The organism is Chromatiales bacterium 21-64-14 (assembly GCA_002255365.1).
Classification (GTDB): domain Bacteria; phylum Pseudomonadota; class Gammaproteobacteria; order 21-64-14; family 21-64-14; genus 21-64-14.
The window spans coordinates 97,567-110,351 of sequence record NCBI01000007.1; the positions used below are offsets into that span (position 1 = coordinate 97,567).

A 12,785-nucleotide genomic window follows, 5' to 3' on the forward strand; every position below is an offset into this window, starting at 1 on the left:
GCTGGCAGCCAGCGACTTAGCGGCGTGCACGCCGCGCTGCGGGGTTGGTTGCTGGCGCGGTGTACATCGGGGGCGGTTTCGATTGTGGAAGGTGGCGTGTTCTGGTAAGTTTGAATCCCGTCCGTAGGGCTTTCTGAAGCGCCCTGCATCCGTCTCTTCCAGCGGCCCATGACCAGATATATTTTCATTACAGGCGGTGTCGTGTCCTCCCTGGGCAAAGGCATCGCAGCCGCCTCATTAGGCGCCATCCTCGAGTCCCGCGGCCTGCGGGTGACGATGATCAAGCTGGATCCCTACATCAATGTGGATCCCGGCACCATGAGCCCGTTCCAGCATGGGGAGGTCTATGTCACCGCAGATGGGGCGGAGACCGACATGGACCTCGGGCATTATGAGCGCTTCGTGCGTACCACCATGGGCCGGCGCAACAACTACACCACCGGTCAGATCTACGAGAACGTGATCCGCAAGGAGCGCCGCGGCGAATATCTGGGCGGCACGGTCCAGGTCATCCCCCATATCACGGACGAGATCAAACGCCGGGTGCGCGCGGGGGCGGAGGGGGCCGACGTGGCGATGGTGGAGATCGGTGGTACGGTGGGTGACATCGAATCGCTGCCGTTTCTGGAGGCGATCCGCCAGATGGGCGTGGAACTGGGCCACCAGCGCGCCCTGTTCATGCATCTGACCCTGGTGCCGTTCATTGCCAGCGCCGGTGAGATCAAGACCAAACCCACCCAACATTCCGTCAAGGAACTGCGCTCCATCGGGATCCAGCCCGACATCCTGTTGTGCCGGGCCGACCGTCCATTGCCCCGCGACGAGCGGCGCAAGATCGCGTTGTTCACCAACGTGGAGGAGCGTGCGGTGATCTCCGCGGTTGACGTGCACAGCATCTATGAGATTCCCCTCCACCTGCACAACCAGGGACTGGACGACATCGCGGTGGAGAAGCTCGGCTTCCAGGTGCCTCCCGCCGACCTGACGGAGTGGGAGCGCGTCGTTGACGCCATGGCCCACCCCGAGGCGGAGGTCCGAGTCGCCATGGTGGGCAAGTACGTCAACTTGGTCGATGCGTACAAATCTTTGAACGAGGCCCTGATACACGCGGGCATCCAGACCCGCACCCGGGTCCAAATCGTATACGTGGATTCGGAGCACATCGAGCAGACGGGTACCAGCTGTCTGGAGGGGATGGACGCGATACTGGTCCCCGGAGGCTTTGGGGAACGCGGTGTGGAGGGGAAGATCAGCGCCGCGCACTACGCCCGGGAACACGCGATCCCCTATTTGGGCATCTGCCTGGGCATGCAGACCGCGGTGATCGAGTTCGCGCGCAACCAGGCCGGGCTGTCCGGGGCCCACAGCACTGAGTTCCGTACCGACGCGCCGCATCCGGTAATCGCGTTGATTACTGAATGGCAGACCTCGGAGGGTACCGTCGAGCGGCGCAGCGCGGATTCCGATCTGGGGGGTACCATGCGTCTGGGTGCCCAACCGTGCCGGCTCCAGCCGGGGTCCCTGGCCCATCGTACCTTTGGAAAAGACGTGATCGTGGAGCGTCACCGGCATCGCTACGAATTCAACAACCGGTACCGTGCGGCGTTGGAGCAGGCGGGCATGCGCATGGCGGGCAACTCCATGGACGGAAATCTGGTGGAGATCGTGGAGATCCCGGACCATCCCTGGTTCCTTGCCTGCCAGTTCCACCCAGAGTTCACCTCCACGCCGCGTGACGGCCACCCGCTGTTCACCGGGTTCATCGGCGCTGCCCGTAGCCATCGCCGGATCGCAACCGGGCAGGCGGTGGACGCGTGAGGCTGTGCGGTTTCGACGTAGGGCTCGATCGCCCGCTGTTCCTCATTGCCGGCCCGTGCGTGATAGAGAGCGAGCAGCTCGCCCTGGATACCGCGGGGCGGCTCAAGGAGCTGACCGACCGGTTGCGGGTACCCTTCATTTACAAATCGTCCTTCGACAAGGCCAATCGTTCGTCCCACGGCAGTTTTCGCGGCTTGGGCCTGGAGGCGGGTCTGGGGATCCTGGAACGAGTGCGTGCCCAAATCGGTGTTCCGGTGCTCACCGACGTGCACGAGGATACGCCCCTGGCGGAGGTGGCCGCGGTCGTGGATGTCCTTCAGACCCCCGCCTTTCTGTGCCGACAGACCAATTTCATTCAAAATGTGGTGCGCCAGGGGCGGCCGGTCAATCTGAAGAAGGGACAGTTCTTGTCCCCGTGGGAAATGAATAACGTGGTGGAGAAGGCGCGCGCCGCCGGCGGCGCGCAACTCCTGGTGTGTGAGCGCGGCGCCAGCTTTGGATACAATAACCTGGTATCGGATATGCGTTCCCTCGCGGTGATGCGTGAGACCGGTTGCCCGGTGGTGTACGATGCCACTCATTCAGTGCAGCTCCCCGGCGGGCATGGCGACGCCTCCGGCGGGCAACGGGAGTTCGTGCCGGTATTGGCCCGGGCAGCGGTGGCGGCCGGGGTCGCGGGCGTGTTCATGGAGACTCATCCGGATCCAGAACGCGCCCTGAGCGACGGTCCCAATGCATGGCCGCTGGCGCTGATGGAGGAATTGCTGGAGACCCTCAAGGTGCTGGACGAGTCCGTCAAGGCACGCGGCCTCGTGGAACAACAGTTGCCCGGACGCTGACCCCGGCGCGCCGGGTGACTCGTTAGATTGAATAGGGATAAAGGTCGAATGTCGCAGATCATCGATATCCGGGCGCGGGAGATCCTGGATTCCCGCGGCAACCCTACGGTGGAGGCCGAGGTCCTCACGGGCTCGGGCGCGGTGGGCCGCGCCGCAGTACCCTCCGGTGCCTCCACCGGCACCCGCGAGGCCGTGGAACTCCGGGACGGGGATGCGCGCCGTTACGGTGGCAAGGGCGTGCACCTGGCGGTGGACAACGTGCACCAGCAGATCCGCCCGGCGCTGCTTGGGCGTAGCGTGCAGGACCAGGAGGGGCTGGATCGGATCATGATTGAACTGGACGGCACCGCCAACAAGTCGCGCCTCGGCGCCAACGCGATTCTGGCGGTATCCCTGGCCGCCGCCCACGGCGGCGCCCGGGAACGGGACCTGCCCCTCTACCGATACCTGGGTGGCGACGGTGATCTGGAGCTGCCGGTGCCCATGATGAATATCGTCAATGGCGGGGCTCATGCGGATAACAGCGTCGATATTCAGGAGTTCATGATCATCCCGGTGGGTGCGCCGGACCTGCGCGAAGCGGTGCGCTACGGTGCCGAGGTGTTTCACGCACTGAAAAAGGTGCTCCAGGGCCGCGGTCTGGCCACGGGTGTGGGCGACGAAGGCGGCTTTGCCCCCGATCTGCCCTCCAACCAGGCGGCCATCGAGCTCATCCTGGAGGCCATCGAGCGCGCGGGTTTCCGTGCCGGCGTGGACGTGTGCCTGGGGATCGATGCGGCGAGCAATGAGTTGTACCGGGATGGCCGGTATCATCTGGCGTCGGAACGGCGCAGCTTCACTGCGGCGGAATTCGTCGAGTACTTGGCATCGTGGGTGGACCAGTATCCGATCCTGTCTCTGGAAGACGCCATGGCCGAGGACGATTGGGAAGGCTGGGGCCTGCTGAGCCGCAGCCTTGGCGCGCGCGTCCAATTGGTGGGCGATGACCTGTTTGTCACCAATACCGAGATCCTGCGCCGCGGCATCGACGCGGGTGTCGCCAATGCGATCCTGGTAAAGCCCAACCAGATCGGCACCCTGACCGAGACCTTGGCGGCGGTGGACATGGCCCGCGCCGCCGGCTACGGTGCGGTGATCTCGCATCGTTCCGGGGAAACCGAGGACACGACCATCGCCGACCTTGCCGTCGGCACCAGCGCCACCCAGATCAAGACCGGGTCTCTGTCGCGTTCCGACCGGGTCGCGAAGTACAATCGGCTGATGCGCATCGCCGACGAATTGGGCACTGCGGCGCGCTACGCCGGGCAGGGCGCGTTCCCGCATCTGCGTGTGCGGTAAGGGGTGCGGTGCCCGGGACCGAACCGATCGCGCTGGCGCGGGCTGTTCGGTAACTGATCCTGATGAAGCGAGGGCGGCTTGCCCTTATGAAAGCGATTTTTGGATTGCTGGTGGTCCTGCTGGTGGTGCTCCAGTACCGACTCTGGGTGGGCGAGGGCAGTTTCGCTGAGGTCGCGCAGTTGCGCGCAGCGGACCGGGCCCAGCGCTTGGAGAACCACGCCCTTGCGGAGCGCAACCAAGCGCTCACCGCCGAAGTACTGGATTTAAAGCACGGGCTGGCCGCCGTGGAGGAGCGGGCGCGGACCGGTCTGGGGCTGATCGGCAAGGATGAGACCTTCTTCCAGGTGGTGGGCGCAGGCGGTGGCCGGCCTCGGGACTGATCCGCCGCGCTGGCCGCGGGCCCCGGCACGGGTGCTTGCGGCCGACGGCGTGCATGGGTGTGGCGGTGCCCGGAGTCGGGCCGACGATCGGCGCGGGCACGGTGCGGAGTTCGCGTCGGGACGATGGGTGTTCCGGTCGTCGGCGTGGTCCCGGCGGCCATAGTGCCCATGATGAACCGGCCACGCTACTGGGGCGTGATTCCCGCTGCGGGTAAGGGCACCCGCATGGGCGCGGAGTTGCCCAAACAATACTTGGAACTCGCGGGCCGCCGGGTCCTGGAACATACCCTGAACCGCCTTGCCGCCGATCCCCGTATCGTCGGGATCGTGGTGGCGCTGGGCGCCGACGATACCCTCTGGCCGCGTGTCGATCCGCCCCAATCCGTCACCCTGCTCACGGTGACCGGCGGCGCAGAGCGCTGCCACTCGGTACTCAACGCGCTGGATCACCTCGCCGAGCGTGCCGACGAGCACGACTGGGTCCTGGTCCATGACGCGGCGCGGCCGTGTTTGCGGGTCGCGGACTTGGCGCGGCTGATCGACACCCTGACGGAGGACCCGGTCGGAGGACTGCTGGCCTTGCCGGTGCACGATACCATGAAGCGCGCGTCCGCCGACCGGCGTGTGCTGGACACCGTGAACCGGGACGGGCTCTGGCACGCATTGACACCGCAGATGTTCCGGCTCGGGGCCCTGCGTGCCGCACTGAAGGCGGCAATCGCGGCCGGCTTCCTGGTCACCGACGAGGCCGCCGCCATGGAGTGGTCCGGACACCGCCCGCGGCTGGTGGAGGGCAGCGGTGACAACCTGAAGATCACCCGCCCCGAGGATCTGCCCCTGGCGGAATACTATCTGGGCCGTCAGGCGCCGGGCTAGGCTGCGCCGCCACCGCCCTTCTTCCCGCTCCCGCCCCCGTGACAGGTCTTGGACCGGAAGTCCTGGTGCGCCATCTTGAACAGGCGCTCGCCACCGGGTGCCGCGCTGCCGGCACCGGGGCGCGCGCCGCCACCCCCGGTCTGCACGCCCGCGGCGGAAACCAATTTGCGCAAGCGCGGCTGGTGGCACGCCGGGCACTCCGTGAGCGGCGCCTCGCTCATCTTCTGCAAGGTCTCCAGCCGGTGCCCGCAGGCCTCGCATTGGTACTCATAGATCGGCATGGGTGCTGCCCTCCCGGGATGCCGGCGCGCCGCGGGTAATCCGGGTATGCGTGGTTGGTGATGGCCACTATACGCCACCCGGGTCCGGTGGATCTCAGTTCTCTTCGCGCGCGTAGTGGGTATGACGCACCTTGCCCCGGAATACCAGATACTGATAGCTGTTGTAGATGATCATGATCGGCAGCAGCATCCCCACGCCGGTGAGCATGAATACCAAGGTCTTGGAGGAGGCCGCATCGGCCAGAGTCAGATTGGGGGGCACCAGGAACGGGTGCAGGCTGATGGCAAGGCCGACGAAGGAGGTCACGAAGATCGCCAGACTCCACAAGAACGGTGCGCGTTCCCGGTGCCGGTGCAGGGCGCGGAACAACATCAGGAACGCGAACGACGCGAACACCGGTAGCGGCGCGATGTAAAACATATAGGGTGCGCTGAACCATTTGTAGGCCACGAACGGATGTACCAGCGGAGTCCACAGGGTGACGATCACCGCTACCACCAGGGTCACCACCGCCGACACCGCCGCGCGGCGGTAGCTACGCGCCTGGATCTCGCCTTCGGTGCGCATGATCAGGTACGTGGCACCCAGCAGGGAATAGCCGGAGGCTACCCCTACCGATACCAGCACCGAAAAGGGGGTGAGCCAGTCCCAGGGGCCGCCGGCAAACCGGCCCTGGGATACTGGGATCCCTTGCAGGATGCCGGCCAGGGCGAACCCCTGGGCGAGGGCGGCGAGCAGGCTGCCCAACCCGAAGGCAAGGTTCCACGGCAGCTTGCGCCGCGCGTGCTCACGGAACTCGAAGGCGACCCCGCGGAAGATCAGCGCGAACAGCATGAGCATGATCGGCACGTACAGCGCGTGCAGGACTACCCCGTAGACCAGCGGGTAGGAGCCAAACAGCGCCCCGCCCAGCAACACCAGCCAGGTCTCGTTGGCGTCCCAGACGCCGCTCAGGCTCGCCATCATGATCCCGCGCCGACGCTCGTCGCACGCGAACAGCGAGACGATGCCGACACCCAGGTCGAAGCCGTCCAGCACCACGTACAGGACCAGTATCAGTCCCAGCAGGAAGAACCAGATATCCGCCAGAAACAGGTGCACGGAATCCATCGTCAGGTCTCCCCGCGCCGTGGGGTCAGGCCGAGCGCGGAATGCTCCGCGTCGCCCGCTGTGCCCGGCGGTTCCGGCGGCGGCAGCGACAGGTCCGGGCCGCGGCGCAGGATGCGCGCGGCGAAGCGCAGTGTGACGATCAGCAGCGTGGCGTAGATCGCCGCGAATCCGAGCAGCGACGCCAGCACGGTGGAGGCGGGCAGTTGCGAGGCCGCCGCGCTGGTGCGCAGCACGCCGTAGACGATCCACGGCTGGCGGCCGACCTCGCGCACGATCCAGCCCGCCTCCACGGCCACGTAGCCCATGGGGATCGCGGCTACCCAGGCGCGCAGCAGCCAGCGGCGCGGACGCAGGCTGTCGGCGCTCAGGCCCCGGCGCCACCACACCCACAGGCTCCACAGCATCAGGCCGACGAAATAGAAGCCGATGGCCACCATCACGCGAAAGCTGTAGAACAGCAGCGGCAGCGCTGGCGGTTGGTCCTTGCGTGGGAACGCACGCAGTCCGAGCACGCGTCCGTCGAGGCTGTGGGTGGCGAGCAGGCTCAGCAGGTTCGGGATCTCCAGCGCCCAGTCGTTGCGTTGGGCATCCCGATTGGGCCAGGCGAGCACCGCCCAGGGTGCGCCCTGTCCCGGGGGGTTGGTGTTCCAGTGCCCCTCGATGGCCGCGCCCTTGGCGGGCTGATGCGCGAAGACCGCCACGCCGCTGCCGTCACCGAGGAAGACCTGCAGGGGCGCGATCAGCACTGCGGCGGCTACCGCGATGCGCAGCGATTTGGCGAAGAACACCGGTTCGCGGTTCCGGAGCACGTACCAGGCACTCAGGCCGCCGACTACGAACAGGCTGGTCTCCAGACACGCCACCCACATGTGCGAGGTGCCCCAGGGCATGTCCGGATTGAAGATGGCGTCGAAATAGCTCGTCACCACGAAATGGCCATCGACGAATTGTCCGCCCGCCGGGGTCTGCATCCAGGAGTTGGCCACCATGATCCAGAACGCCGACAACGATGCCCCCAGCGCGACCATGATGGTGGCGAACAAGTGGATCCCCGGCGCCACGCGTTTCCACCCGAACATCATGATGCCGAGGAAACCTGCCTCCAGCATGAATGCCATGGCGCCTTCGAAACCGAGGATGTTGCCGAAGAAATCGCCCATGGCGGTGGAGAACGGTGCCCAATTCGTGCCGAACTCGAACTCCAGCGGCAGGCCGCTCACCACCCCGACCCCGAAATTGAGCAGCAGCAGCCGCGCCCAGAAGCGCGCGTGATGGTAGTAGGCGGGGTCGCGGGTCTTGAGCCAGAGCGCCTCCGCGATCACCAGGAAGGCCGACAGACCGATGGTGAGTACCGGCCACAGGATGTGAAAGATCGCCGTGAGCGCGAATTGAAGGCGCGAAAGGAACACGGAATCCAGTGCCCATTCCATCGGTGAACGTCCTTGGTCGCGGCCGGTTCGCCCGCCAGTGACCCGGTCCCCGGAAAGCGCTACCGGCGCGGGGGCCGGATCAGGTGCGACGGCCCATTAAAGCGCGATTTGCGCGGCACTGCGAGGGGTGGCGGCGGACCGGTGCATGGATCGGTTTGGGCGTCGCGTGCCAGATGCTCGGGGTGTCAATGTTCTTTACACATCTCGGGCGCCGTAATCTTTCGTGTAGACAATCGGCTATAGAAAAAACTAACCCGTAAGACACCGTTGTCACTATAGATCGTGTCATGGTTGGCACGGGTTCGCGCCAGCCCCACCCGTGGTTCGGTATGCGACGAATAAGATCATGTTTTTAAGATATTTATTGTTTTTTAGTCGGCGTGCCACAGATGCCGGGTGTCAGCGGTTTTTACAGCCCCGGCCATCGAAACGCACGCGCGCCGGGCCGATACTCGCAACATTATGTTTTTATATAATTTAATAGATTGGCTCGATTTTTGCTTTGCAGGGATCCGGACACCCCATCCGTTCCAGGGGCATGGTCGGTTGCGAGGGTCACCGGTGCCGATTAGGACCCGACCGCGGTGAAGACCTTAGAACGATCCGGCACACCGGTACCGGACCGGAAACAACGAAGCGCTGAGAGGAAGCAAGTCATGAAACGATGGTTGAATCTGTCATCTGCCGTGCTATTAACCCTGGCTGCGACCGCGGTTCAAGCCGGACCGATCAACGTGCTCTGGTACACCGGGGGCGTGGCGAACTCCCCCGCCTACCAATCAACAATTTCCAACCTCGTTGGCCAAGCGGCGGCGGCGCCGGGCCATAACAGCTGGTCCATCACCTACTGGGACAGCGGCGCCATGCCCACCGGCAGCTACAATGCCCTGGTCGTCGCCTCGCCGGAGGGGTCTTGGAATATCAATCCGAACTACGGCGCGCTTGTCAGTGCCGCCCCGACCTTCGGCAGTCGCGTGATGGTCACCGGTCAGGACGCCGACTGGCATTACCTCAACCATCCCGGACCCGCGAATTTCAATGGCCCGCAGGGATTCCTGATCGACGCCGTCAATTGGGCCGGCTCCGGCACGGGGATGGGGGCGGTATTGTTGGGCGCCGATTCGTCCCATTACTCGGCAGAGGGTGGCAACATTCTCGCGAGCTTGACGGGGTTGGGGACGGAAACGGGAAAATCCAACAATACCGTTACCATCCCCGCCACCTACGCGGGCTTCCCGATCAATCAGGGTTTGACCTCGAGCGGGATCAGCAACTGGTACACCGCCGCGCACAACAGTTGGACCGGCTACGACACCAGTCTCTGGACCGGGATCAACACCGCCCCGGACGGCAGTGCGATCACGCTGGTGTCGAAGGCCCGCCACGCGCGGGGGCTTTTTTTCGGGACCGGACGGCTGCGCCCGCGTGCCAGAGGCCGCCACGGCGGACCCTGTGCGGCAGCACCGCCGTCAGGGGCCAATGTCCCCCGCGCGCAGTCCCTGCAGCGGCTCCAGCCAGCGGGCATAGTGCCGCCAACGCCCCACGGAGGTGGTGTACACCGGTTGGCGTGCCTGCCATTTGCTGGCGGTGCGGATGGCGCGCGCGCCAACGCTCGGGCCCACGCAGCGCGGGTTCCATGCCAATCCGCAGAAGGCCACCAGCCGCCGGGCCATGCCCTCGGGTTCCGTCACCAAGTCCTCGTAGTCCACTTCCAGGAAGCGTTCCGGGGGCAGTTGGGTTTGCCAGTGGACCATGAGTCGCCGGTAGCTTGCATAGTAGAACGCCAAGTCGTCCAGGTCATGGGCGTAGGGGTGGGCGCTTGCGAAGCGGGTAAAGTAGACCGACAAGCAGGTATCCAGGGGGTCACGCCGACAGTGGATGATGCGTGCGCCGGGTAACAGATGGCATATCAGTCCGAGGCGCAGGAAATTGGTGGTCAACTTGTCCGTCACCCGCGCGGCACCGGGGGCCAGTCCTTGCAGATGGGTCAGATAGTCACCGGCGGCGGCGCGGGTCGCGGCCGGATCCGGTGGGGTCTGCGGCTCCGGCATGTGTCGGGATTCCCACCGTGCCCAGAACTCCAGTTCGCCGCCGACACCCACCTCGGGATGGCGCGCGAGGATCTGTTCGACCAGGGTGGTGCCGGAGCGCGGCATCCCGACGATGAGGACGGGTAGTTCCGAGTCCATGCCGGGACCCGCGCCCGCGGCGGTGGTGGTCAATGCGCGGATCCGTGCCCGGTGCCGTTCCCGATCGAAGGCACCGTCGCTCGCTTCCAATCGATTCTTGCGTTGGATGTGGGCCATGGCGCGGTCGTACGCGGCCAGATCGTCGTAGGCTTTGCCCAACGCGGCGTGGAGATCGATGGCCTCGTTGCGCGACCGCCCCGGATCCCCGGCCAGCGCCTCCATCCGGGTCAGCAACGGGCCGTCCTCGGCGCGTGTGGGCCCACAGCGTACCAGGCCGCAATAGGGCTCCACATAGTCCGGTCGCACCCGGATCGCTTCCCGGTACGAGGACCGCGCCTCCTGGAACGCACCCTGCGCGTGGAACAGCCGGCCGAGACCGCAGTGCGCTGGCGCGCAGGCCGGTTCCGTGCGCAGCGCCTCCCGGTATTGCGCTGCGGACTCTGCCCAATGGCCGAGGTCGCTCAGGGTCACGCCCAGGTTGCACCGGGCCTCGGCGTAAGCGGGGCGTGCCGCCAGGGCCCGGCGGTAGGCGTCGACCGCATCCGGCAATTGTCCGCGGCTCCGTAACAGGTTGGCCAAGTTGTTATGAGCCTCCGCGCGCTGCGGTTGCAGGGCCAGGGCGGCGTGGTAGCATCGCTCGGCTTCATCGATCTGCCCGAGATCCTGCAGCGCCAGCCCCAGGTTGTGGTGGGCGTCGGCGAACTCCGGGCGGATCGAGAGTGCGCTGCGATAGCACGCGGCGGCCGCCTCCGGCGCGGCGCGCGCATGATGGGCGAGACCGAGGTTGAGGTGCGCTTCGGCGTAGCGGGGTTGCAGGACCAGGGCCTGTCGGTAACAAGCCGCCGCCTGCTCCAGTTGTCCCTGCGCGCGCAGGGCGTTGCCCAGATTGTTGTGGGCCTCGGCATAGTCGGGCCGCAGCTTCAGGGCCGCGCGGTGCGCGGTGGCGGCCGCGTCCCAGTCCCCCTGGGCCTGCAGAAACAAGCCGAGATTGTTATGGGCTTCTGGAAGGCGGGGCTGGATGGCCAGGGCGCGGCGGATCAGGGTCACGGCGCCGGCCGGGTCACCGCGCTGACCGGTGATCACGCCGAGCAGATGAAGCGCGCCGGGATGGCGCGGGTCGGATTCCAGTACTTGACGGTATAGCGTTTCGGCCTGGGCCAGTTGTCCGGAACGGTGCAGCGCCAGCGCCCGCTGGAGGGCAGCGGAGGACTGCGGCGGCGCCGGATTCGGTGTTGGTTTGGCGGCGCCGCAGCAGTGTTTGAACTTGCGGCCGCTGCCGCAGGGACAGGGCTGATTCCGTGCGGGTTTCATCGAGGGATCTGAGATCCGGTCCGGGCCCCACAGGGTACGGGCCCGCGGCGGTGGCTGGCAAGTTCCCGCGCGCCGGTAAGCGGCACGCCGTTCGTCCCCATCGGCCATAGCGCCGGTGCGGTGGGGCGCCTCCCGATAGAAAAAACGGCGGCCCAAGGGGCCGCCGTGGCTGCAATCGTCCGCAGGATTTTCGGTTAGACGCGGGCCTTGCGGCGCCGGGCCATGAAGCCCAGCCCGGGAAGGCCGATGCCGAGCAGGGCGAGGGTCGCGGGTTCCGGCACGCTCGGGGTTCCGCCCCCGGTGGGGGTTATACCGCCCCCGGAGGTGATGGCGCTGGGACTCCCCTCCAGGCTGAAGTAGGCGCTGGCGCCGTTGGCCAAGCCACCGGTGAAGTTTACGGTACCGGTAGTCTTCGCCGTATTGATGCCGCTGAAGGAGGTGTTGGGTCCTTCATATCCAGTGGGCCCATAGGGGGTGCCGGTATAGACCGAGAGTCCGTCTCCCTCAAACGCGAAGATGCCCCCGAACACACTGGAACCAGTGAGGGTGAGGGAGTTGATCACGCCGCCAGAGTTATTCTGCACGCCTACTAATGCGTCATCGCTGCTGTCGTAAGGGCCCACGCTGGGATCCGTCTGAGTGGTGACGGAGCCCCCCGACCCGAAGGTGAACAAGATTGAACACGAAGGGCTGGCCCCGATGCTGGGGCACTGGGTGAACGGGACGGCGCTGGCGGACTGGGCCCCCAGCCCGAGTCCCAGCGAGAGCAGCGCTGCTGCCGTGAGCTTTCTGCGCGTATTCATGGTCTGATTTCCCCCCAAGAGCCTGCCCGGGGATAGATCTCCGGACAGACCTGATGCATGTGGATCGAAGTTTCTGCTGTCTCTGACCCCCGCAATCTGCAAAGACCGGGGAAGCGGCAGTTTCATCGGGGGGAATGCAACAACGGGGCCAGCCGTACGTTTCAGACGGTATATCACGTGGTTGCACGCTGGGGATGGATTGCGTAGTGGCGCCGTTGACGAAATCTGTAAAATACCATGACACCGGGCCTCTGCCCCAATCCCAGAAATGTCCTATAACATCCTTTAAAAACAATATTATTATCGCAATGCCCTCGATTGGAATCGTGTCACTGATGTAATTTTGCGTAATTAATTTTTTGTAGTTATAACGATGTCACATAGGAGGTTGCCGAAGGGAACCTACGGA

Annotated in this window: 10 protein-coding genes; 5 read left to right on the top strand and 5 right to left on the bottom strand. The window is 65.5% G+C overall.

The annotated features are described in order from the left end of the window. Positions 1 to 168 precede the first annotated feature (168 nt). From pyrG to B7Z66_06105, 5 genes are all read left to right on the top strand, one after another. Positions 169 to 1,818, top strand: a complete 1,650-nt coding sequence (gene pyrG, locus B7Z66_06085) for a CTP synthetase (GenBank protein OYV77148.1) — start codon at positions 169 to 171, stop codon at positions 1,816 to 1,818. Beyond that, positions 1,815 to 2,657, top strand: coding sequence for a 3-deoxy-8-phosphooctulonate synthase (locus B7Z66_06090; GenBank protein OYV77149.1), 843 nt, complete (start codon positions 1,815 to 1,817; stop codon positions 2,655 to 2,657). The genes pyrG and B7Z66_06090 overlap by 4 nt, the downstream gene beginning before the upstream one ends. Positions 2,658 to 2,705: 48 nt before the next feature. Further along, entirely contained in the window at positions 2,706 to 3,995 is a 1,290-nt protein-coding gene (locus tag B7Z66_06095; protein OYV77150.1) for a phosphopyruvate hydratase, read from the top strand. 86 nt (positions 3,996 to 4,081) lie between these two features. Next, positions 4,082 to 4,375 (top strand): cell division protein FtsB, encoded by a 294-nt coding sequence (locus B7Z66_06100; protein ID OYV77151.1) that lies wholly within the window; start codon positions 4,082 to 4,084, stop codon positions 4,373 to 4,375. Positions 4,376 to 4,543: 168 nt separating this feature from the next. Next, on the top strand, positions 4,544 to 5,251 hold the full coding sequence (locus tag B7Z66_06105) for a 2-C-methyl-D-erythritol 4-phosphate cytidylyltransferase (GenBank protein ID OYV77168.1): 708 nt from the start codon (positions 4,544 to 4,546) through the stop codon (positions 5,249 to 5,251). Here the strand turns inward: B7Z66_06105 and B7Z66_06110 are convergent. From B7Z66_06110 to B7Z66_06130, 5 genes are all read right to left on the bottom strand, one after another. Continuing rightward, complete coding sequence (locus B7Z66_06110; GenBank protein OYV77152.1) at positions 5,248 to 5,532, bottom strand: hypothetical protein; 285 nt, start codon at positions 5,530 to 5,532, stop codon at positions 5,248 to 5,250. The two genes, B7Z66_06105 and B7Z66_06110, sit on opposite strands and share 4 nt — an antisense overlap. Before the next feature lie 94 nt (positions 5,533 to 5,626). Further along, positions 5,627 to 6,643 carry a cytochrome d ubiquinol oxidase subunit II gene (locus B7Z66_06115; protein ID OYV77153.1) on the bottom strand — a complete coding sequence of 339 codons (1,017 nt, stop codon included), beginning with the start codon at positions 6,641 to 6,643 and terminating at the stop codon, positions 5,627 to 5,629. Positions 6,644 to 6,645: 2 nt separating this feature from the next. Then, complete coding sequence (locus B7Z66_06120; protein ID OYV77154.1) at positions 6,646 to 8,073, bottom strand: cytochrome ubiquinol oxidase subunit I; 1,428 nt, start codon at positions 8,071 to 8,073, stop codon at positions 6,646 to 6,648. A 1,469-nt stretch (positions 8,074 to 9,542) separates the two neighbouring features. Continuing rightward, positions 9,543 to 11,681 (bottom strand): hypothetical protein, encoded by a 2,139-nt coding sequence (locus tag B7Z66_06125; GenBank protein ID OYV77155.1) that lies wholly within the window; start codon positions 11,679 to 11,681, stop codon positions 9,543 to 9,545. A gap of 86 nt (positions 11,682 to 11,767) precedes the next feature. Then, a complete protein-coding gene (locus B7Z66_06130; GenBank protein OYV77156.1) occupies positions 11,768 to 12,376 on the bottom strand; it encodes a hypothetical protein in 609 nt (202 codons plus the stop codon). Between the last annotated feature and the right edge of the window lie 409 nt (positions 12,377 to 12,785).

Coding starts and splice junctions, on each gene's coding strand:
- B7Z66_06110 (OYV77152.1), bottom strand. CDS start 5,532: ATGCCGATCTATGAGTACCAATGCGAGGCCTGCGGGCACCGGCTGGAG.
- B7Z66_06105 (OYV77168.1), top strand. CDS start 4,544: ATGATGAACCGGCCACGCTACTGGGGCGTGATTCCCGCTGCGGGTAAG.
- B7Z66_06100 (OYV77151.1), top strand. CDS start 4,082: ATGAAAGCGATTTTTGGATTGCTGGTGGTCCTGCTGGTGGTGCTCCAG.
- B7Z66_06120 (OYV77154.1), bottom strand. CDS start 8,073: ATGGAATGGGCACTGGATTCCGTGTTCCTTTCGCGCCTTCAATTCGCG.
- B7Z66_06130 (OYV77156.1), bottom strand. CDS start 12,376: ATGAATACGCGCAGAAAGCTCACGGCAGCAGCGCTGCTCTCGCTGGGA.
- B7Z66_06125 (OYV77155.1), bottom strand. CDS start 11,681: ATGGCCGATGGGGACGAACGGCGTGCCGCTTACCGGCGCGCGGGAACT.
- B7Z66_06115 (OYV77153.1), bottom strand. CDS start 6,643: ATGGATTCCGTGCACCTGTTTCTGGCGGATATCTGGTTCTTCCTGCTG.
- pyrG (OYV77148.1), top strand. CDS start 169: ATGACCAGATATATTTTCATTACAGGCGGTGTCGTGTCCTCCCTGGGC.
- B7Z66_06095 (OYV77150.1), top strand. CDS start 2,706: ATGTCGCAGATCATCGATATCCGGGCGCGGGAGATCCTGGATTCCCGC.